Raw genomic sequence first — 21,795 nt, forward strand, 5'->3', positions numbered from 1 at the left:
AAAAAAGTTAGACATATTTAGTTAAGCAACTTCTAAGACCTGAATTCGGTATTCCACCGGACTTAGGTCTTTTAATTTTGCCTTCATTCGTTTGTGATTGTAATAGTAAATATAGTCATGGAGTTCCTGTTCAAAATGTGCCATGGACTCAAATTCTTGTAGATACAGGAGTTCAGATTTTAATAAGCCAAAGAAATTTTCAATAACTGCGTTATCCAAACAATTGCCCTTACGGGACATACTCTGCGTAATCCCGTGTTGTTTTAATGTTTGTTGATACTTTTTCATTTGATAATGCCAACCTTGATCTGAATGAAGAATGACTTGATCACCTGATTCGAGGCGCTCCAATGCTTGTTCTAACATATTATGGACTAGTTTATACACTGGACGCTTCATTACCGTGTATGCAATGATTTCGCCATTACATAGATCAAGGACGGGTGATAAATAGCGTTTCTCACCAAATAGATGGAACTCTGTCACGTCTGTTACCCATTTCTCGTTCATTTTTTCCGCTGTAAAATCGCGTTGTAATATGTTTGGGGCAATTTTTCCGACGTTACCTTTATACGAACGATATTTCTTCATGCGGACTTCACACTTTATGCCAATGGCATTCATCAAGCAGTTAATCGTTTTTGGATCGTGATGAATACCGAATTTTTTTAGTTCTTTGGTGATCCGACGATAACCATAACGTCCCTTATGTTCATGATAAATGGACTGAATTGCGACTTTCACATCAGCGTATTTATCATGACGATTCAAACGCTTTTCCCAGTAATAATACGTACTACGTGGAATATCAGCGACTTTGATTAATTCCACTACTTCATAGATTTCCTTCAGTTCATAAATTACTTGCGCTTTGATTTGATTGGTAATTTTTCTTGCATTTGAACTAAAGTATTCAACTTTTTTAAGTACGCATTCTCCATTTCTAATTGTTTAATTCGTGCTTCTAACGCCTCAACAGATCCTTCAGCTGGTGTTGATTTCGTTGTTCTTTTTGTCTCTTTTTTCATAGATGGATGCCCCTTTTTCTTAGAAACAAGGGCATCATAACCACCAACTTCAAACTTCAACTTCCAATTCCGAATCATGCCAGGAGATGAAATATTGAATAGTGCAGCTGTGTCTCTCGAAGATGTACCTGTCTCGTTCATATAATTAAGTACATTCATTTTATAGTCAGCTGAATAGTTTGTATAGGACTTTAAGAAAGTCTCTACGCCATTTTTTTGATAACGGCGAACCCATTCACTGACGATCTGAGCTGTCACACCGATATCTTTCGCAATTTCGATCAAAGTTTCATTTCCATTTAAATATCGTTGAACTGCTTGAATACGTTGTTCAGCACTTACTTTTGCCATAAAAAAACCCCCGTAAAAGTTAGATTGGTGTCTAACTTTTACGGGGCAGTTCATTCAAGAAGCAGTGGCTTTTTTTGCGTTAAATTTATTGAATCCACCATCCATTTTTTCATTAAAGTGAAGGAAAGTGAGTATAAAGAATCATCTTTATACATAAAATAATAGCAAATTATAATAATATTAGACATCATTTACCTATATATTGTTCATTTATCTGTTTTGAGATTATAATTGATACATAAAGTGTCTAATTATATATTGTTTTATAATGAAAAATAGGAATATAGACTTAGTTAAATATATATGATTAAAATATGAGGTGGAGAAAATGTTTCAACTTATCAATAGATCTAAGAAAAATACAATTGAAATAAGCAATGAAACAACTATCGGTATTTTTATAGAAGATCCAGACCGTTTACTACAATTAAATCTTGTAGGGTTAAGTGTTCATGATCTTCAGCTGATTAGTAGTTTAAAACCATATGTAGAAAGAAATGTAGTAGAAGTGGTAGGGGCATTTTATCATGCAATAGAAAGTGTTCCTTCCTTACAAAAGGTTATTCAATCAAATAGCTCCAGCGAACGTCTACGTCAAACATTACGTCATCATATTATTGAAATGTTTGAGGGGCGAATAGATGAAGCCTTTTTAGAGAAGCGGAGACGTGTGGCAAAAATGCATGTAAAGATTAATTTATATCCGAAGTGGTATTTAGCTGCTTTTCAAATTCTTGAGAAATCACTTCGCAAAATAGTCTATGAGCTTCGATTACCAAAGGGTGAGGAAGAGAAGTTTTGTGATGCTATCAGTAAAATATGTAATTTTGAACAACAAATCGTTTTAGAAGAATACGATAACTATGCAAGCATACTAATTGAGGAACAACGCAATAATGTTAGGGATCATGTAAAGGATATTATAGGCGGAATTTCTACGCAATTAGAAGTTCAATCTCAAACTACGACTGAAACAGTAACAGAGCTTGTCTATAGCGAAAAGCGTGTCAACGCTTTCTTGAAGGAAAGTGTATATGAGGCTGAATCTATGCAAAAAGTGTCTAGTGAAGGTTATACTAAAATAATATCTATTGATGAGCAAACAGGGAAGATTCATCACAAGACCGTTGAAATGGCAAATATGGTAGAGCAATTAGATGCATCTTCTTCGAAAATAAATGCCGTTGTAGAAATTGTGAAAAGTATTTCTGGGCAAACAAATTTACTTGCGTTAAACTCTGCGATTGAGGCAGCACGTGCTGGTGAGCATGGTAAAGGCTTTGCAGTTGTTGCAAACGAAGTACGCAAGCTTGCGGATCAAACGAAAAGCTCTGTTGAACAGATTGCTGAGTTAATCATGACGTCAAATGGTATTACAACTCAAGTTGTACAAGCTATTCAGGACATACAGGAGCTTGTGAATAGCAGTATCGAACGTAATGCTGAATCTCTAAAAGCATTTGATGCGATTTCTGGCTCTGTAGAGGATTCGATCTCTAATTTTCAAAAGGTTGGTAATCAAGTATCTGAACTGGCTACTATTATTGAATCGATTGGTGAATCTTCGGAAGAATTAGAGAGAGTGGCGAATCGCTTAAATACAACAATTAGAGAGTTTTAAAAGAAATATAGCTATGCATTCTATTTATGCATAGTTCAGACTGTAGACAAACTCAATGAATTTTGAGTTTGCCTACAGTCTTTTTTCTTTTACAATAAAATAAAGTAAAGCCGTTGATTTCCACTACGGGCGGACGCTTTCCGCGGGCGGGGTCGAGCTGCTTCCCTCGCTTCGCTCAGTCCAGGATCTCGACTTTCCCGCTTTTCCCGCAGGAGTCGCCACCCTTCGTTCCAATCAACTTCTACATAAAGAATTATTGATAAAAAGTACACTTTCGAGGTGATCAACCATGATGACGAAAAATCAAATCAATGAACGTGAACAATTAGAAATGCTAACGATTGATCAATTAGTTCCCCAAGATCATTTAGTACGAAAACTAGAGGCGGCTATTGATTTTTCATTTATCTATCCTTTAGTAGAAAACCTCTACTCTGCTAAAGGACGCCCTAGTATTGATCCTGTTGTTCTCTTTAAAATGACGTTTATTCAGTACGTTTTTGGTATACGGTCCATGCGTCAAACCATCAAAGAAATTGAAACGAATATGGCGTATCGTTGGTTTTTAGGATTTGGCTTCCATACAGAAGTCCCGCATTTCTCTACCTTCGGTAAAAATTATGTCCGTCGCTTTCAAGACACTGATATATTTGAGCAGATATTCTATCGTATATTAAAAGAGATTATGCATCAAGGACTCCTCCATGCAGACCATTTATTTATCGATTCTACGCATGTGAAAGCGAGTGCGAATAAACGAAAGTATGATAAAAAAGTTGTGCGAAAAGAAACACGAGCTTATGAAGAGAAACTTCAATTAGAGTTAAATATGGATCGTGAGGAACACGGAAAAAAGCCCTTTCCCCCGGAGAAGTTTGAAAAGGAAGAATGGAAAGAAATAAAGGAAAGCACGACAGATCCTGAAAGTGGCTATTACGTGAAGGATGAACGTACGAAGCAGTTTGCGTATTCTTTTCATGCAGCGACAGATGAAAAGGGCTTTGTCTTGGGTGCCATTGTAACTCCGGGAAATGTGCACGATAGTCATGTATTACAGCCACTTGTGGAAAAAGTCATTGAAAACGTTCAAAAACCATTAGCTGTTGCGGCAGATGCAGCCTATAAAACACCAGCGATTACGAATTTTTTATTAGAGAATCAAATGTTGCCTGTTCTTCCTTATACACGTCCTAAAACGAAAGATGGATTCTTCCGAAAGCATGAGTATATATATGATGAGCACTATAATTGTTATCTTTGTCCACAAGGACAGATATTGAAGTATACGACAACGACTAAAGAAGGGTATCGTCAATATAAATCGAATCCTTTGATTTGTGCGAAGTGTCCAAGCCTTTCCCAATGTACAGAAAGTAAGCATCATCAAAAACTCATTCAACGCCATATTTGGGAGTCGTATGTGGAGGAAGCTGAACATTTACGCCATTCCTATGACATCAAACAGATTTATGCAAAGCGCAAAGAAACGATTGAGCGTGTATTTGCGGATGCAAAAGAAAAGCATGGTATGCGATGGACAACCTTAAGAGGTCTAAAAAAATTGTCCATGCAGGCGATGCTTACTTTTGCTGCCATGAATTTAAAGAAACTGGCTACTTGGACGTGGCAGGCAGCTTAAGAAGGTAGCTATGCTCGAAGAGTATGTTGAATTTGGTAGTATATTACCAAATGTTAAAGATAAAATAGGAAGAAAAATGACAAAAGCCCATCGAGAGTGAACCTCTCGATGGCTTTTGTCTACAGTCTGAGCTATGCATTCTATTTATGCATAGTTTTTTAGTATGTGAATTAGGATGAAAGGTCTTATTTTATGGATGAATCAACTAATAGGCTGATGAAATAGCTAATAACAAATTTTATAGAAAGAGGAAGACTACAAAACCCTAGAAAATGCTTGTTTTAAGTGTTACGCTATAGGCGAATTAGGGAATTGAGTAGAGGGGTGTTTGGAGCATGAAAAAGAAATTATTTATAGCACGTAAGTTTCCTGCACATATTGTTGAACTATTACAGGAGTTTTATGAAATCTCACAGTGGGATGAGGAAGAGATTGTGATCCCACGTGAAAAATTACTGGCAGCTGTCGCTGACTGTGAGGTACTGTGGGTAACGTTAGCCGACCAAGTAGATGAAGAATTACTTTCACATGCACCCAACTTAAAATTAGTGACGAATTTAGCAGTTGGATATAATAATATCGATGTGAAGGCTTTAAAAAAACGAGGCATTATGGCGACAAATACGCCGGGTGTTTTAACGAATACAACTGCAGATTTAGTATTTGGCTTACTGCTTGCAACTGCCCGTAGAATTCCAGAAAGTGAAAGATATTTACGTGAGGGCAAATGGAAAAGCTGGTATCCAATGCAATTGGTTGGCAAGGATGTTTCAGGAGCCACAATTGGCATTATTGGCATGGGGAGAATTGGCCAAGCCGTTGCTAGAAGAGCAAAAGGTTTTGATATGAAAATCTTGTATAATAATCGCAGACGTCGTCATGAAGCGGAAGAAATGTATGGCTTCCAGTATGTTTCACTGGAGGATCTATTAAAGCAATCCGATTTTGTTGTGATCATGACACCTTATAATAGTGATACGGAAGGACTTATTGGAGCGCGGGAACTTGCTTTGATGAAAGAAGATGCGGTATTAATTAATGCCTCAAGAGGTGGAATTATTGATGAGGATGCGCTATACGATGTTCTTAAAAATGGGAAGCTTTGGGCTGCAGGGCTAGATGTGTTTGAACAAGAGCCGATTGCAATGGATCATCCCTTATTAACACTTCCAAATGTAGTAGCTCTGCCGCATATCGGTAGCGCGTCATTAGAAACGAGAACAGCTATGCTAATGTTAAATGTAAAAGCTTTGACTGCTTATGGACAAGGCAAGGCAATATCCAATCGAATTGATTAAAAAGAGGAGCATATCGGTGAAAGATATGCTCCATTTTTTTATCTATTGAATAAATCGAATAAGCCGCCGATACCGCCTTCACCTTTAGATTGACCGCCTCCACCTTGCGAAATAGGGGCAGCTGCAAAGACACGACTGGCTAAACGGCTAAATGGTAATGATTGTACCCACACTGTTCCAGGACCACGTAATGTAGCAAAGAAGATTCCTTCGCCTCCAAACAGTGCTGTTTTTACACCTCCAACCATTTCAATATCGTAATCCACATTGGATGTCATTGCTACAAGACATCCTGTATCCACACGTAAAACTTCACCCGGTTGTAATGTTTTTTCATGAATGGCTCCTCCTGCATGCACAAACGCCATGCCGTCACCTTCTAGCTTTTGCATAATGAAACCTTCACCACCGAAGAAGCCTACTCCGATTTTTTTCTGAAATTCAACGCCAACAGAAACACCTTTAGCAGCAGCTAAGAATGCATCTTTTTGACAGATAATTTTACCGTTTAATTGGCTTAAATCCATTGGAATAATCTTCCCTGGGTATGGTGAAGCGAAATAAACATGTTTTTTACCTGAGCCAACGTTTGTAAATGTTGTCATGAATAAGCTTTCCCCTGTTATTAGCCGTTTCCCTGCACCTAATAATTTCCCCATTAGACCACTTTGTGAGCCACCTCGTGAGCCGTCACCAAAAATAGTTTCCATATGGATCGAATCATCCATCATCATTAACGCACCTGCTTCTGCAACAACTGTTTCCTGAGGGTCAAGCTCAACTTGCACATATTGCATGTCGTCACCAAATAACTTGTAGTCAATTTCATGATTATTCATAAAGGGATTCCTCCAAAAATAAATTTAATGATATTGTATACGATTATAAGCTGCATTGGTTTCAATAGAAAATTAAATATTTTAGAAAAAAAGGGAATTAGTTAGAAAATGTCGAATATAAAAAACTAGAATGTGTATTATTTATTTTCATTTAACTAAGGGTATTGTGAATATACATAACCCTAAGAGGCTTCTAAATTAAGAAGCCATCCTCTATATTGAGGTAAGGAAGTTAAGTGGAAATAAAGCCTCTGGCAGTTGTCACCGATTATTATTGAAATGCTAGTATTACAAGGTGTGGTGTATATTGAAAATTCGGAATTTTGACATATTTTATCTCCGCTCACTCCAAGATTCCTAATGAGACATTTTTTCTTTTGGTGGGGAGCAACTATTGATGTATGGAGATAAAGCCACTGGTAGCTGTCACGAATAGTGAAGCGTGCAAGCACATTCCACTGCTCGGACGCAATTTCCAAAGGCAAAATGGATTCTGGTTAAATTCATAGACTTATACCTATGGAATACGACTGGTACAACAGCTGAGGCATCATAGAGTATTTCAGGGGGTGTATGTAGTGGAGATTAAAAACTATATCGGTGGTAAATGGATCACACATTCACATTTACAAAGTATAGCAGTGACGAACCCTGCAAACGGTGAGCAGCTTGCTACCATTCCACGCTCTACTTCGAATGAGGTAGGCGAGGCTGTAGCTGCTGCTAAACAAGCACAAAAGAGCTGGGCACTTATACCAGCACCAAAACGTGCAGATTATTTATATGCCATCGGTCAAAAAATGAAAGAAAAAAAAGAACATTTGGCGACCGTTTTAACAAAAGAGATGGGCAAGGTCATTGAAGAGGCTAGAGGAGAAGTCCAAGAAGGAATTGATATGGCATACTATATGGCTGGTGAAGGACGTAGATTGTTTGGTGAAACAACACCGTCTGAGCTTGCCAATAAATTTGCTATGAGTGTAAGGGCACCTATAGGCGTAGTAGCACTCATTACACCTTGGAATTTTCCTGTTGCTATCGCCACGTGGAAGTCATTTCCTGCCATTGTTGCAGGGAATACATTCATTTGGAAACCGTCTAATGAGACTCCAATGATGGCCTATGAAATGGGTAAAATTTTTGAGGAAGTAGGCTTACCTGATGGTGTTGCTAATATCGTATTTGGTACAGGACCTACAGTAGGTACAGCATTAATTGAACATCCTGACGTCAAAGTTATTTCATTTACAGGTTCTACAACAACTGGCAGTAAAGTAGCTGAACTTGGCGGGAAACATTTGAAAAAGGTTTCTTTAGAGATGGGTGGAAAAAATGCTGTTATTGTCATGAATGATGCTGATTTACAGCTAGCTACAGAGGGGATTTTATGGAGCGCATTTGGTACTGCTGGGCAAAGGTGTACAGCATGTAGTCGAGTCATTGTGCATAAAGATGTAAAAGAACAATTAGAAAAACGTCTCTTAGATGAAATGCAAAAGCTCACAATTGGGGATGGTCTAGATGAGGGAGTTAAAATCGGGCCAGTGATTAATAAAGCAGCATTGGAAAAAATTAATCACTATGTACAAATAGGTAAACAAGAGGGTGCTACATTATTAGCAGGTGGCAGGATATTAAATGAACCACCTTATGATAAGGGGTTCTACTATGAGCCAACATTGTTTACGAATGTGAAGCCTGACATGATTATTGCCCAAGAAGAAATCTTTGGTCCAGTCGTATCTCTAATTGAAGTGGCAAGTTTGGAAGAAGCAATTGAAGTAAATAATGGTGTGAAATTTGGCTTATCTAGTTCAATATTCTCACAAGATGTCAATACAATTTTCCGCGCACAACGTGATTTAGACACAGGTATTGTTTATGTAAATGCCGGCACAACAGGTGCTGAAATCCATTTGCCATTTGGAGGTACTAAAGGGACAGGAAATGGTCACCGCGATTCAGGTGTAGCAGCCCTAGATGTATACACAGAGTGGAAAAGTATTTATGTAGACTACAGCGGTAAATTACAAAGAGCACAAATCGATACAGAGTAACAGATCAACGAAAGGGGATGTTCTTGATGAAAGTTGTTGTATTAGGTGCAGGTTTAATGGGGAAAGAGGTAGCTCGTGATTTAATAAAAAACGATAAAGTGGAGCGTGTATATTTAGGTGATATCGATGTAAAAGTTGCACAGGACTTTGTAGATACGCTAGATACGAATAAGGTAGAAGTGGTAGAACTACACGCAGAACGTGACGATTCATTAATGAACGTTATTTCGAAGGGGGATGTTGCCGTCAATGCATTGTTTTATTCGTTCAATGAGCGAGTAGCAAGAGCAGCTATTGAGGCAGGTGTCCATTCCGTCGATTTAGGTGGTCATATCGGTGGCGTTACAGAGAAGATACTAGATTTACATGAGGAAGCAAAGGCAAAGGGTGTTACAATTATCCCTGATTTAGGTGTTGCTCCCGGCATGGTCAATATTCTAGCGGGCTATGGTGCTTCAAAATTAGACGAAGTAGAATCTATTAAACTATTTGTTGGTGGTATTCCAACTGAACCAAAGCCTCCACTTCATTATACACGCGTATTTTCTTTAGATGGCGTATTCGATCATTATACTGAGCCTTCAAAAACGATTCAGAAGGGCAAGCTTGAAGAAGTTCCATCCCTATCAGGCGTTGAACCTATTTATTTTGATGATTTTGGTGTGCTTGAGGCATTTTATACATCTGGTGGTATCTCCACATTGTATAAGACATTCCCGAATGTCCGCACATTAGAATATAAAACCATTCGTTATAAAGGCCATGCTGAGAAATTTAAACTTTTAGCTGATTTAGGTTTCCTTGATTCTGCAAATAAGGTAGAAGTGGATAACCAAGAAGTACCTGTTCGTGCAGTCGTACGAGAGGCGCTCAAAAAGAAACTAGAATTAGGCACAAAACCTGATGCTGTATTGTTACGTGTTATTGTGGCTGGTGAAAAAGCCCAGCAGCAGGTGACATATGAATATGAAATGGTTGTACGTAAGGATATGACAATTAATGAAACAGCTATGGCGCGTGCTACCGCAAATACAATTTCAGTTGTAGCACAGATGATTGGTGCGGGTGCTATTACAGAGCATGGTGTATTCCCGCCTGAAGCAATCGTGCCAGGTGATACGTATATTGAAGAGATGGCAAAACGCGGCGTGGTGATTAAAGAGACCTCACATAAATCTGCTATGATTGTGAAATGGTAGGTGCTGACCATGAACTTTGAAATGTCCACTGAGCAAGAAATGCTACGAAAAACAGTAAGGCAGTTTGTTGATGATGAAATCATTCCCTATATTGCAAAGTGGGATGCTGAAGGTGGCTTTGATGCTAAAATTTGGTCAAGACTAGCTGAGCTTGGCTTAATGGGGGTTTGTGTTCCTGAGCAATACGGAGGTAGTGGCATGGATTATAATGCACTTGCTATCGTATGTGAGGAGCTTGAACGAGGAGATACAGCATTTCGCACAGCTGTATCTGTCCATACAGGTTTAAATAGCATGACCTTAATGCAGTGGGGGACTGAAGAGCAAAAGCAGCGATACCTTGTTCCGCAAGCTAAGGGTGTTCGGATTGGCGCTTTTGGTCTCACAGAGCCGGGCGCTGGATCTGATGTAGCTGCTATGTCAACAACTGCTGTTCGTGATGGAAATCATTATATCCTCAATGGGCAAAAAACGTGGATCTCCTTATGTGATATTGCAGATCATTTTATCGTATTTGCCTATACAGACAAATCGAAGAAACATCATGGGATTAGTGCGTTTATTGTAGAACGTTCCATGGCTGGCTTCACATCTAAAGCGATTAAAGGGAAATATGGTATTCGTGCTGGTAATACTGGTGAACTCTTTTTTGAAGATTTACGCGTGCCAATCGAAAACCGACTTGGTGAAGAGGGCGAGGGCTTCAAAATTGCCATGTCTGCTTTAGATAATGGTCGATTTACAGTAGCAGCAGGTGCTGTTGGTTTAATCCAAGCTTGCATAGAGGCTAGTGTGAAATACTGTCATGAACGAGAGACGTTTGGTAAGCCTATAGGTGAGCATCAGCTTGTTGGACGAATGATTGCTAATATGGAAGCAGGCTATCAAATGAGTCGTCTCCTTGTCTATCGTGTTGGAGAATTGAAAAACAAGGGTGTTCGAAATACTCGAGAGACATCATTGGCAAAATGGCAGTCTTGTGATTTTGCCAATAAGGCTGCTGATGATGCGGTACAGATTCATGGAGCATATGGCTATTCAGACGAATATCCAGTTGCCCGTTATTTAAGAAACTCCAAAGCTCCAGTCATTTATGAAGGAACTCGAGAAATTCATACTATTATGCAGGCTGATTATGTATTGGGAAGACGACAAGATAAGCCATTAAAAAATATGTTGCCTAAATGGCCATTTGAAGAATAAACGAGAGGGAAACATTTCCCTCTCGCTTTTTGTAGTGGTTTAACTTACTTAGAAAATTTCAGAAAAATGTAACTTTCCTCCTTTTTACTAGTCTAATTGATAAACAAGTATATGAAAGAGAGGGAAAATAATGAAAAGTAAATGGCTCGCAATTATGCTGATTATTGTTCTAGCTATCGTGCCTGGCATTTTTACATGGATAGTGAATACAGATGTGACGGCAAAGGCCGCTAGTGCAAGTATGGCAACACAAAACTGGCAAGCATCTTTTTCGGTTGCTTTAAAGAAAAACAAAATTACTGAAGAATATGTCTATATCACTACGGAAAAAGGACGCAAAGTACCTGCAACAATTGAATTGTTGGAAGATCAGAAAACGGTAGTGGTGAAAAAGTTAGCACCAGGTAGTTATCAATTGCATGTGAAAAAGGAAGCCTTTGCACAAGGCGGACTGAATGTAGCTTCACAAACAATCCCATTTACAATTATCGAGACTTTAACAGCCGTCAAATCTGAGAAAGAGTTACAGCAGTATTTTAAAAAGTTGTTAACAACTCAAAGAGTAGAAATTAGAGAAGAAGAGAGCGCCCAAAATGCAACAAGTGAAGATAAGGCAACTGCAAATAATGAGTCTACTACCAATAATCAAGTAGAAGGGGTAGAAGAGGGAGACATTGTTGTTGTAAAAGATGGCTTTATTTACACTGCAAAAGATCAGAGCATTACTGTTGTGAATGCTAAAGATCCTAAGAATTTAAAGATGGCTACAAGTATTAAATTAAAAGAGTCCCAATACATTTCTAAGCTTGCGCTATATGACAATCTATTAATTGCCATCGGGGATCAATATATTGAAAAAGCAGGCACTGCTATGGTAACAGCCTCATTTTATGATATTTCAAATCCGAGCAATCCAACGCATGTACGTGATGTGGGGCAAGAGGGCTTCTTACAGGATATTCGAATAACAAAGGACACATTATATTTAATTGGTAATATGTATCCAAATTATTGGATGCTACAAGAAAATAATAAAACGGATTTAAAGCCTAAAACGTTTGATAGTATGGCAGGATCCGAATACAAAAGTCTACCTTTAGAAAAAATCTCGATCTTACCAAATACGATGGATGGTACCTATAGTTTAATTACAGCTGTCGATTTAAAAAATGGAGCTAAGACAACGGCCAATACGAAAGGGTACTTAGGCGGAAGTAGTGGTCTTTATATGTCAGAGAATGCTCTATATTTAACGACACCAATATATGAAAGTAATATTGATGTTTCATCAGAAAAGCGCATCATGGATATGATTTGGTTACCGAGATCAGCTGACACTCAAATTTTCAAGTGGAATGTAGATGGAACGACTTTGAACTTTGTTGGAAGTACTGAAGTAAAGGGAACTGTGCTAAATCAGTATTCAATGGATGAATATAAGGGGAACTTCCGAATCTTTACAACAGAAGGTAATACGTGGAATGAAAAAAGTACTTCTTATAACCATCTCTTTATTTTGGATGAACATTTAAAAACGCTTGGTTCAGTAAAAGATATGGCGCCTGGAGAAAAGATATATTCAGCTAGATTTATGGGAGAAAAAGCATATGTGGTGACATTTAAACAAGTGGATCCACTGTTTGTCATTGATGTAGCGAATCCGAAAAAGCCTGCTGTACTAGGTGAATTGAAGATTCCTGGCTTCAGTAATTACCTCCATCCATTAGATGATACGCATTTAATTGGTATTGGTTATGATACGGAGCAACGCTATGATTCGTATACGAAACGTAATTTCACTGTGACAACCAATATGAAGATGTCCCTATTTGATGTATCAGACTTCCGAAATCCGAAAGAGCAATCGACCGTAAAAATCGGTGGGAAAGGTTCTTCCTCTGAAGTGCAATACAATCCTAAAGCGCTATTCCGCAATAAGGAATTCAACTATTTTGGCTTCCCTGTAGTACTGTATGAGGCAGGTAAGGGAGATGAAGTTGTCTATCAAGGTCAAGGTGCTCAAATTTATGAGATTACTGCTGAGAAAGGGATTGTATTGAAAGGAAATATAATCAATCGAAAGAATGGTGAGTCATATGAAAATTGGGAGCAGGTTGTACAACGTGTTGTCTATATAGATAATACGCTGTATACAATAGCGCGTAACGAAATAAAAAGCTATCAGTTAAATGACTTCAAGCCTTTAGATACATTAACAATAAAATAATAAGAAAAACAAAACAGTCAATTGAAAGGTATCAAGTAGCCTACTCTTTATGAAGAGGTGTTGTCACCCATCACTTCTCCGCATTGAAAATAAGAGTTTACTCTAAGTATACAGAAAAAGGGCTATTTGATCGCTAAACTACTATGAAAAAGTAAGACCTATGCAGAATGGTTGATTGGAGAGGAGACAGCGTCACTCCTAGGGGATTGAGCGGCTCAGCGGACGCCCCCTAGAAAGGAAGCTGGATCAACCTCTCACCTTGCAAAGTTGCTTTTTCTGCCGTTGACATCATCTTTTTTCAACAAAAAGGAAGGGGCTGGGACAAAACCCATCTCTAAACTAAAAAGCCGATGAAATTTTACGATCAGTAAAATTTCATCGGCTTTCAATTTTTTCATAAAAATAAGGACCACTTCTGATAAAATTAAGTCACCACAACCAAATTATACAGAAAGAAGGATCCTTATGTTTAAAGATTATAACATGAATCAATTAGTTTTGCCTTTAGATTTAGAAGTAAAATTACAAAAGAATGATATTGCCTTCCATGTCCATCATTTAGTCGAAAGTATCCCGCCTGAAGCGTTTGAACCATTCCTTCGAAATGAGGGCTGCCCTGCCTACCATCCACGCATGATGCTTAAAATTATCTTATGCGCCTACACGCAATCTGTCTTTTCTGGTCGTAAAATTGAAGCGCTTTTAAAAGACAGTATTCGGATGATGTGGCTAGCTCAAGGGCATGAACCAACCTACCGCACAATCAACCGATTCCGTGTCCAACCAGACGTAAAAGAGTTAATTCGTCAATGCTTCGTTCAATTCCGCTGCCAGTTGGTACAAGGGGGATTAATTAACCAGGAAGCTATTTTTATTGATGGAACAAAGATTGAAGCGAATGCGAACAAGTTTACATTCGTGTGGAAAAAGTCGATTGAAAAATATCATAACGGACTAATTGAAAAGTCAAACCAGCTTTACGATGAGCTGCTTGAAAAAGAAATCATGCCAGAAATTGAACGGGAAAATGAAAATGAATTAGCATTGGAAGACCTCGCTCGAATGGTTGAAAAAGTAGATGAAGTAATTTCTGAATATGATCGAAAAATTGAGGATTCATCAGATGTAGCAGAGCGAAAGGCTTTAAGAACGGAACGGAAATTCCCAAAGCAAGCTCGGAAAAAATTAATCGACTATATTGAACGCAAACTAAAATATCAAAGAGACTTCGAAATCTTTGACGAACGAAATAGTTATTCGAAAACAGACCCGGATGCGACATTTATGCGTATGAAAGATGACTATATGAAAAATGGTCAATTGAAGGCAGGTTATAACATACAAGTGGCAACAGAAGGTCAGTATGTGCTTGCCTACAGCATTTTTCCGAACCCAACAGATACACGTACATTAATCCCATTTTTAGATGAAATCGAACAACGTTATTTTAAGTTACCCAAACACATTGTCGCAGATGCCGGATATGGCAGTGAACAAAATTATGATGATATCCTTTCGAATCGTAAGAGAGAAGCCTTAATCACGTACAATATGTATTTAAAAGAACAGAAGAAAAAGCATAAGCAAAACGAATTCAATACAGCGAACTGGGATTATGATAAAGAACATGATCGATACACTTGCCCAAACCAACAACAGCTTGTATTTAAATATCGTACCACGAAAACGGATCAATATGATTTCAAGCGTGAGTTTAAGATATACGAATGTGAAGACTGTTCCGGATGCCCTCTCCGTTCATCGTGTACAAAAGCAAAAGAAGGAAATAATCGTAAGATAATGGTGAATGAGAAGTGGGAAGAACAAAAAGAATATGTGCGAGCAAAGCTTTCAGAAGAAAAAACAAGTACCATTTATCGTCAACGTAAAATTGACGTGGAACCAGTTTTTGGATTCTTGAAGGCTAATTTGCGTTTCACCCGATTTTCTGTACGAGGAAAATCGAAGGTTGAAAACGAGATGGGCCTCGCATTAATGGCCGTGAATTTAAGAAAATTCACAGCCATTAGCTAAGATCTATAGGGAGACTACATAAAAAATAGAGAAATCCGAATTTGAATTCATTCAAATTCGGATTTCTCACTAATTGAAGCTAGTTATGTCCCAGCCTCTTTCTTTGTTAATTACTATTGTCGATATGGCAGTATCTCGGATACAGTCACAAATTCATAACCCTGCTCTTGTAAATAGGCAAGAACAGCGTCAAGTCCGTCAGCAGTGGATTGATGAATATCATGCATTAAAACAATGGCATTATTGTGTAAATTATTTTTTACATGTGGTAAAAGCTGCTGTGCATTGCGGTGTTTCCAATCTAATGTATCAATCGTCCATAACACAACAGGAATAGGAATTTCAGCGTTAATTGTGTCATTAGTTGCGCCGTATGGCGGTCTAAAAACTGTGGCACCTTGATTGATTGCCTTCTCTATTTCAGTGGCAGTAGTGTTATACTCTTTCATCACTTGCTCTTGCGGAAGCTTTGTTAAGACAGGGTGGTTCCACGAATGGTTTCCAATTTCATGACCGCGTGCAAGAACATCTTTTACGATGTCAGGGTAATATTGTACACGACTACCGAGCATGAAGAAAGTAGCCTTTGCGTGATACTTATCGAGAATATTTAAAATTTGCTCTGTCACTTTTGGATGTGGACCATCATCAAACGTTAATGCAATACGTTTTTTATTTGGATCACCGGTTGGTGGTGGATTGATTGGTTTTACATTTTCCATTGCGATTTGAAACTCGGAGGCTAACAATGGATTAATAAGTGAAAGGGGTAGCTTCACTATTGGGGTACCTGCTGCTCCACTAGCAATCTCATATTCATCGAAATAGATTTGTAATGAATCGTCAACAATAGCAAAGCGACTGAAGTTAGACCATTTTGGTTCCGTAGCTTTTAATAATTCATCGTTGAAAAGCTCATCCTTTAATTGGAGGTTTTTTTGCAAATCTTTTCGGACGTTTACAGCTAACGTAGATAGATTATTCTCATCATTTTGTAAGAGTGTTTGGATCGTAATTTGTTCGCCAGTTTCGTTGTTAATAAAGAATGTTTTTGTTGAGACTTCGTGATTGGCACCACCTAGATATAGCATTTTTGTTAACACAAAGGAATAGTAATGCTCTCGGTATGGAAAAGTTTCAAGACTAATATTTAATTCACCCATTGCTTCTTTATCTTTATTTTTTTTCATCGATGTTAGATAGTTTTCTTTTGAATCCGATATGTATTGTAATACGGCATCATTAAGAACCTCGTTATCTGTTTGTGGGTAATGAATAGCAAATGGTGTTCGTTTGTCATTTGAAACGTCTGTAACAATACGTATGCCAGGAAACGCAGAACTTTCAGTCGATAAATGACTATTTACCGATTCTGTCTCGGATTCTTTTGAAGCACTAATCTTTTGAAACTTAAATTCATCCTTTGAAAGGATAATAAAAAGTATAACGGTCGTTAAGGTCACAATAAGGCTAAGTAATAAGAAATCAATTATTGGACCGCGTCTTTTTCTGCGTTCCTGCATGGTTTTGGATACGCTCCCCTCTTTTTTATTTTCTATACAATCAGACGTGTCAGTCATTAAAAAAGTTATACAAATCTATAATCTTTTTATGTTATTTTATGGAAAATTATTAACATCACTTTTCTTCTATAATTAGTGAATGAATTGTAGTTGTACTTCTATATAAGAGGTTGTAAAATACCTACTAAAATAGAAAAAATGCTCAATATTAGTTGAAAATAAATTGAACGATAATAACCCATTGCTTATGAAAAAATTTTCAGTTGAGTTTTTATTGGCAGTTCGTTAATATTGGCAAGGAACCTTTTGAAGGAGGCAGATAGCTGCAATGGTCTTACAAGATGTGGATAATGAACTTACGATTGACTGTTTGTTGCTTGCGGGACGTATTATGATCGAAAGTGGTGCAGAAACATATCGCGTAGAGGATACAATGCTGCGCATGGCACATTCTCAAAATATGCCAAATGCTCAATGTTATGCCACACCAACTGGCATCATTTTTTCGTTAGGCAAGACACAGCCAACAAGAATTACATCAATTCCCAGCAGGGTTACAGATTTACAAAAAATAGCCTTGGTAAATTCAGTATCTCGTAGACTCACATCTCAAATCATAACACTAGAAGAAGCTTATGACGAGCTAAAGTCGATACAAAAAACAAATTATTTTTTACCAACTTATTTACAAGTTTTGGCTGCTGCACTTGCTAGTGGTTGTTTCCTTATTATGTTTAAGGGTGGATGGTCTGATTTTCCTATCGCCTTTTTAGCAGGTGGGCTAGGTTTCCTAGTACTTGTAATAATCAATCATTTAACAAGGGTAAAGTTTTTTTCTGAATTTACAGCATCACTCGTCCTCGGCTTTGTTGCCTTCTTTGCAGTAAAGTATGGTTATGGTACTGAACTTGATAAAATTATTATTAGTTCCGTCATGCCACTCGTACCAGGTATTTTGATTACAAATGCAGTTCGTGATTTAATGGCAGGTCATTTTATGTCAGGGATGGCAAAGGGAGCAGAGGCCTTTTTAACAGCCTTTGCTATTGGTGCAGCAATCGCCGTCACACTAGGATTTTAGGAGGCGGACAATATGCAGATGATGGACATTATTATACAATTAATAGTTAGTTTTTTTGCAACGGCTGGGATTGCCATTATTTTTAATGTTCCTAGAAAAACACTACTTCATTGCGGACTCGTTGGGGTAATTGGCTGGATTATATACTATGTTCTAACAGAGCAAGGTATGGATGTTGTCAAAGCTTCTTTCTTTGGCTCATTTGTCATTGCAATTGTTGCTCATTTATATGCCCGACGTTTTAAAATACCCATGATTATTTTCATTGTTGGTGGAATTATACCGTTAGTGCCAGGGGGCATGGCCTATAATGCAATGAGAAATGTGGTAGAAGATGATTACTTACAAGGCTTGCAATATGGCTTGAAGGCATTTTTAATTACAGGTGCCATTGTTATTGGACTAGTTTTTGCAGAAGTAATTATTCAACTCATCTTCCGCTCAGTGCGTTCAAGTAAAGTAAAATTACAAAAGGTTTATAAAAAATAGAAGGAGGCTGCGTGCACAATAAACGCAGCCTCCTTATTTATTTATTGTTTTTTAGTCAGTACTAGTTCAATTTCTTCTGGTGTCACGGGTTTGCTAATATAATAGCCCTGAATGGCATCGCAGCCGTAAGTGATTAATAGATCTGCTTGTTCAGCTGTTTCTACACCTTCAGCAACAACTTTCAATTCCATGGATTTGCCTAGCTGTACCATACCATGCATAAGCTTTTGGCTCTTTTCGGATTTCAAGAGTGAATTTGTAAAGGTTTGATCGATTTTTAAAGTACTTATTGGTAAAATTTGCATATATCTAAATGAACCGTAGCCAGTACCGAAATCATCTAATACAAAAGCGATACCTTCGTTTTCAAGCTTACGCATTTGCTGTGCGATAGAAGATGCAGCTTCAGCTTCTAAAGCAAATTTTTCAGTAATCTCAATTTGTAATAGATTTGCTGGACAACCTGTTTTTGTAATCATTTCAAGTATGGATTTTGCCATATTCTTATCACGGAATTCACGTACAGAAGAGTTAATAGATACTTTTAAATCATAGCCAGCCTTTTTCCAAAGTAAGGCTTGTTCACAAGCCTTTTCCAGCATGAAGGACCCAATATTGTTAATCAGACCTGTTTCTTCCGCGATAGGAATTAACTCATCAGGCGTTACAACACCTATTACCTCATCTTCCCAACGTACAAGTGCTTCAACAGCAGTAACTTTCCCGGAATACACATCAATTTGTGGCTGATAGAGTACCTTCAAGTTTTTTTGGTCAAGTGCTTGGAGTAAGCGCTTTTCAATTAATGCTTTACGATTTAAAGCTTTATGTGTTGCTGTTGATAATGAAACAATTTTGTCTCCACCAGCCTCACGTACTGTGGAAATAGTAGCAATGGATGCCTTCATAAGCTGAGAGAATGTTGATTGATCCTCAGGATATCTAGTTATGCCGCCACTAATAGAAATTGGTACAGCAATATTGCCGCTATAAATCGGATGTTGTTGTAAGTAAGATAAGAAGCCTTGAATAAACCATTCACTTAAAGGCGTGATGACAACAAAATCATTTTCATTTATACGAGCCATCGTGCTATCTTGGAAATACATTTTTATACGATTTGTAAATTCAACAATTAGGCTTTGATCAATTTGTTGATCATGTAATTCTTTAAGTGTATAAAATTTATCAATACTTAGATAAACAAATGAAAAGTGTCTTTCATCGTCAATCATATTGGTAATTACTTTTTCAAGTCGATGTGCATTCATCAAACCAGTTTCTGTATCGATGTAAGCAATTTTTTCAAGTTGGTGTTGAATTGTTTTTGACTTTGTAACATCTTTTTCAATTAGGATAAACTGTTGTTCATTTGTTTCAAGATTAACGAGGGGAATAGCCGTTAGTAGTACCCAATAGGATTGCCCCGTTTTTGTAATTTTTTCAACTTCTCCCTGCCATGTATGACCGTTATTTAAATTACGCCAGATTGTATGTGTTATTTTTTCACTCGCTTCATTATCAGGGAACAGTTGCCAAAAGGTTTTGCCGATAACACGCTTTGGTGTCCATTGGCTTGTTTTTAAAAATTCATTATTACATTCTAAGATAAATCCATCGTGATCGAGTGTAACAGTCATGAAGGTCGCATCTAAACCTTGCTTAAGATTTACAAAGGTATTGCAATGAGAGATAGCTTGCGTCATTAATTCTGGTAGCATAAAAATCAATAGAATAAAACGTTCTCCCTCATTTGTAAAAGGTTTAGCAAGCAGAGCTGTTGTTATTTCTACATTTGAAGCTGTGTGTACTTGAATTTTTTCTAGATACGTACTGTCCTCTTTTTGTAAAATAGATTGAAGTGTTTCGACAGGAAGCTGACGCAGTAGATTTTCGTGTATAGATGGAGTAGTATTTCCTTTAATATCATTAGCTGATAAGCCAATCAGATGTTCAGCACTCTTTCCCCAAACCGTCGCTTGTCCATCTTGATTAATGATAATTGCAGGAAAAGGAAGTGAATTTAAATAATGTTCATCAATCGTAAATGATTTATGCATATGACTCATGATTATTCGATCTCCTTGGGTAATCAATATATACTAATATTATAGATAATAATCGGGAATTAGTCATTATGAATATATTTGTAAATATTTGATAGTGAAAAATAATAGGACTTTTCTAGTGAAGTTCAAGAAATGATTTGAAGAAAAGTAACAATTTTTAGTACGTATATAGGAAGCAGGATTGGTATGGAACGTTTAAAAGGAATAATATTTATCATCTCAGGTGCTATGTTATGGGGAGCAACTGGCCCTTTAATGGAGTGGTTGCTAAATCATACACCTTTGACTGTATCCTTTATGTTAACAATCCGTTTATCGGTTGCAGGTATATTACTACTTACATATTTATTGTTAACAGGAAAAAATATTTTTGGAATATGGCAGCACAAGCTATGGGGGAGGCAACTCATCGTTTTTGGTATTGCAGGTATGCTGGGTGTACAATTTGCCTTTGTTGCTGCAATTAATGAAAGTAACGCTGTGTTGGCTACCTTGCTTCAGTTTTTAGCGCCAATATTTGTTGTCGCATATGTCTCTCTTAGTTTAAAGAAGTGGCCACCAAAATATCAAGTATTAGGTATTATTGGTACCCTTATAGGGTTATTTCTATTACTAACGAATGCATCATTTGATAGTTTGCTTATTAGTCCAAAAGCCTTGATGTGGGGTATAGCAGTAGGCTTAACATTTGCATTTTACACCTTGTATCCTGCACGCTTAATGAAGGAGTGGAGTGTGCTTTTAGTAGTTGGCTGGGGGATGCTGGTGGGTGGCTTCACTTTAGGCTTAGTAAGCCGTGTTTGGCAGTCCACTCAATGGGGTGTTCTAGTAGACTTTAAAATTTTAATGTTATTAGTTGCTTTAATATTTTTTGGAACAGTAGCTTTTATATTGTTTTTAAGTAGTATGAAATACATTTCGGCAGTTGAAACGAGCATTCTTTCCAGTATTGAACCATTAACAGCAATGGTTATTTCAGTTATTATTTTCGGTACCTCTTTAGGTTTCTGGCAATTAATAGGAGTATTCGTTATGCTTGTTTGTGTAACTTGGCTTTCAATAGCAGGAGAAAAAGCATAAATATACTATAGTGTTAGTAGTTTTTGACTACCTGGAAATTTTATCTACCAACAAGGG

General features: G+C 37.5%; 15 protein-coding genes. 11 read left to right on the forward strand and 4 right to left on the reverse strand.

Annotated features, from left to right (window positions below; all coding sequences use genetic code 11):
* Positions 1-21: 21 nt before the first annotated feature.
* Positions 22-1,379, reverse strand: a protein-coding gene (locus MHB39_RS02135) for an IS3 family transposase (RefSeq protein WP_342545375.1) whose coding sequence is annotated in 2 segments (ribosomal slippage) — positions 22-926 and positions 926-1,379 — 1,359 coding nt in all. Because the reading frame shifts where the segments join, the coding sequence is not laid out codon by codon here.
* Between the two features lie 328 nt (positions 1,380-1,707).
* Between MHB39_RS02135 and MHB39_RS02140 the strand changes: the two genes are divergently transcribed.
* The 3 genes from MHB39_RS02140 (at position 1,708) to MHB39_RS02150 (ending at position 5,937) form a co-directional block, all read left to right on the forward strand.
* A complete protein-coding gene (locus MHB39_RS02140; protein WP_342545730.1) occupies positions 1,708-3,000 on the forward strand; it encodes a globin-coupled sensor protein in 1,293 nt (430 codons plus the stop codon).
* Between the two features lie 289 nt (positions 3,001-3,289).
* The gene (locus tag MHB39_RS02145; protein WP_339280244.1) at positions 3,290-4,639 is read left to right on the forward strand and encodes an IS1182 family transposase; all 1,350 of its coding nucleotides are present in this window, start codon (positions 3,290-3,292) and stop codon (positions 4,637-4,639) included.
* Positions 4,640-4,974: 335 nt separating this feature from the next.
* Entirely contained in the window at positions 4,975-5,937 is a 963-nt protein-coding gene (locus MHB39_RS02150) for a D-glycerate dehydrogenase (protein WP_342545731.1), read from the forward strand.
* Between the two features lie 38 nt (positions 5,938-5,975).
* Here the strand turns inward: MHB39_RS02150 and MHB39_RS02155 are convergent, their stop codons facing one another.
* On the reverse strand, positions 5,976-6,776 hold the full coding sequence (locus tag MHB39_RS02155; protein WP_004229711.1) for a TIGR00266 family protein: 801 nt from the start codon (positions 6,774-6,776) through the stop codon (positions 5,976-5,978).
* 578 nt (positions 6,777-7,354) lie between these two features.
* Here MHB39_RS02155 and MHB39_RS02160 point away from each other — a divergent pair.
* The 5 genes from MHB39_RS02160 (at position 7,355) to MHB39_RS02180 (ending at position 15,496) form a co-directional block, all read left to right on the forward strand.
* Positions 7,355-8,833 (forward strand): aldehyde dehydrogenase family protein, encoded by a 1,479-nt coding sequence (locus MHB39_RS02160; protein ID WP_036078085.1) that lies wholly within the window; start codon positions 7,355-7,357, stop codon positions 8,831-8,833.
* A 26-nt stretch (positions 8,834-8,859) separates the two neighbouring features.
* A complete protein-coding gene (locus tag MHB39_RS02165) occupies positions 8,860-10,032 on the forward strand; it encodes a saccharopine dehydrogenase C-terminal domain-containing protein (RefSeq protein ID WP_004229703.1) in 1,173 nt (390 codons plus the stop codon).
* A 9-nt stretch (positions 10,033-10,041) separates the two neighbouring features.
* Positions 10,042-11,235 (forward strand): acyl-CoA dehydrogenase family protein, encoded by a 1,194-nt coding sequence (locus MHB39_RS02170; protein WP_342545733.1) that lies wholly within the window; start codon positions 10,042-10,044, stop codon positions 11,233-11,235.
* 130 nt (positions 11,236-11,365) lie between these two features.
* The gene (locus MHB39_RS02175; protein WP_342545734.1) at positions 11,366-13,462 is read left to right on the forward strand and encodes a beta-propeller domain-containing protein; all 2,097 of its coding nucleotides are present in this window, start codon (positions 11,366-11,368) and stop codon (positions 13,460-13,462) included.
* Between the two features lie 465 nt (positions 13,463-13,927).
* Positions 13,928-15,496 carry an IS1182 family transposase gene (locus MHB39_RS02180; RefSeq protein ID WP_342544841.1) on the forward strand — a complete coding sequence of 523 codons (1,569 nt, stop codon included), beginning with the start codon at positions 13,928-13,930 and terminating at the stop codon, positions 15,494-15,496.
* A 113-nt stretch (positions 15,497-15,609) separates the two neighbouring features.
* Here MHB39_RS02180 and MHB39_RS02185 read toward each other — a convergent pair whose 3' ends face one another.
* Positions 15,610-17,019 (reverse strand): polysaccharide deacetylase family protein, encoded by a 1,410-nt coding sequence (locus MHB39_RS02185; RefSeq protein ID WP_258859159.1) that lies wholly within the window; start codon positions 17,017-17,019, stop codon positions 15,610-15,612.
* Positions 17,020-17,347: 328 nt separating this feature from the next.
* Between MHB39_RS02185 and MHB39_RS02190 the strand changes: the two genes are divergently transcribed.
* Together MHB39_RS02190 and MHB39_RS02195 are read left to right on the forward strand one after the other, a co-directional pair.
* Entirely contained in the window at positions 17,348-18,100 is a 753-nt protein-coding gene (locus MHB39_RS02190) for a threonine/serine exporter family protein (protein ID WP_016994658.1), read from the forward strand.
* Positions 18,101-18,121: 21 nt separating this feature from the next.
* Positions 18,122-18,589 (forward strand): threonine/serine exporter family protein, encoded by a 468-nt coding sequence (locus tag MHB39_RS02195; protein ID WP_175400783.1) that lies wholly within the window; start codon positions 18,122-18,124, stop codon positions 18,587-18,589.
* A gap of 41 nt (positions 18,590-18,630) precedes the next feature.
* Here the strand turns inward: MHB39_RS02195 and MHB39_RS02200 are convergent, their stop codons facing one another.
* Entirely contained in the window at positions 18,631-20,658 is a 2,028-nt protein-coding gene (locus tag MHB39_RS02200) for an EAL domain-containing protein (protein ID WP_258859158.1), read from the reverse strand.
* 186 nt (positions 20,659-20,844) lie between these two features.
* Between MHB39_RS02200 and MHB39_RS02205 the strand changes: the two genes are divergently transcribed.
* A complete protein-coding gene (locus MHB39_RS02205) occupies positions 20,845-21,738 on the forward strand; it encodes an EamA family transporter (RefSeq protein WP_312127263.1) in 894 nt (297 codons plus the stop codon).
* The last annotated feature ends 57 nt before the right edge of the window (positions 21,739-21,795 follow it).

Source organism: Lysinibacillus sp. FSL K6-4013 (genome assembly GCF_038630435.1).
GTDB lineage: Bacteria > Bacillota > Bacilli > Bacillales_A > Planococcaceae > Lysinibacillus > Lysinibacillus boronitolerans.

Coding starts and splice junctions, on each gene's coding strand:
- MHB39_RS02140 (WP_342545730.1), top strand. CDS start 1,708: ATGTTTCAACTTATCAATAGATCTAAGAAAAATACAATTGAAATAAGC.
- MHB39_RS02145 (WP_339280244.1), top strand. CDS start 3,290: ATGATGACGAAAAATCAAATCAATGAACGTGAACAATTAGAAATGCTA.
- MHB39_RS02150 (WP_342545731.1), top strand. CDS start 4,975: ATGAAAAAGAAATTATTTATAGCACGTAAGTTTCCTGCACATATTGTT.
- MHB39_RS02155 (WP_004229711.1), bottom strand. CDS start 6,776: ATGAATAATCATGAAATTGACTACAAGTTATTTGGTGACGACATGCAA.
- MHB39_RS02165 (WP_004229703.1), top strand. CDS start 8,860: ATGAAAGTTGTTGTATTAGGTGCAGGTTTAATGGGGAAAGAGGTAGCT.
- MHB39_RS02170 (WP_342545733.1), top strand. CDS start 10,042: ATGAACTTTGAAATGTCCACTGAGCAAGAAATGCTACGAAAAACAGTA.
- MHB39_RS02175 (WP_342545734.1), top strand. CDS start 11,366: ATGAAAAGTAAATGGCTCGCAATTATGCTGATTATTGTTCTAGCTATC.
- MHB39_RS02180 (WP_342544841.1), top strand. CDS start 13,928: ATGTTTAAAGATTATAACATGAATCAATTAGTTTTGCCTTTAGATTTA.
- MHB39_RS02185 (WP_258859159.1), bottom strand. CDS start 17,019: ATGCAGGAACGCAGAAAAAGACGCGGTCCAATAATTGATTTCTTATTA.
- MHB39_RS02190 (WP_016994658.1), top strand. CDS start 17,348: ATGGTCTTACAAGATGTGGATAATGAACTTACGATTGACTGTTTGTTG.
- MHB39_RS02195 (WP_175400783.1), top strand. CDS start 18,122: ATGGACATTATTATACAATTAATAGTTAGTTTTTTTGCAACGGCTGGG.
- MHB39_RS02200 (WP_258859158.1), bottom strand. CDS start 20,658: ATGAGTCATATGCATAAATCATTTACGATTGATGAACATTATTTAAAT.
- MHB39_RS02205 (WP_312127263.1), top strand. CDS start 20,845: ATGGAACGTTTAAAAGGAATAATATTTATCATCTCAGGTGCTATGTTA.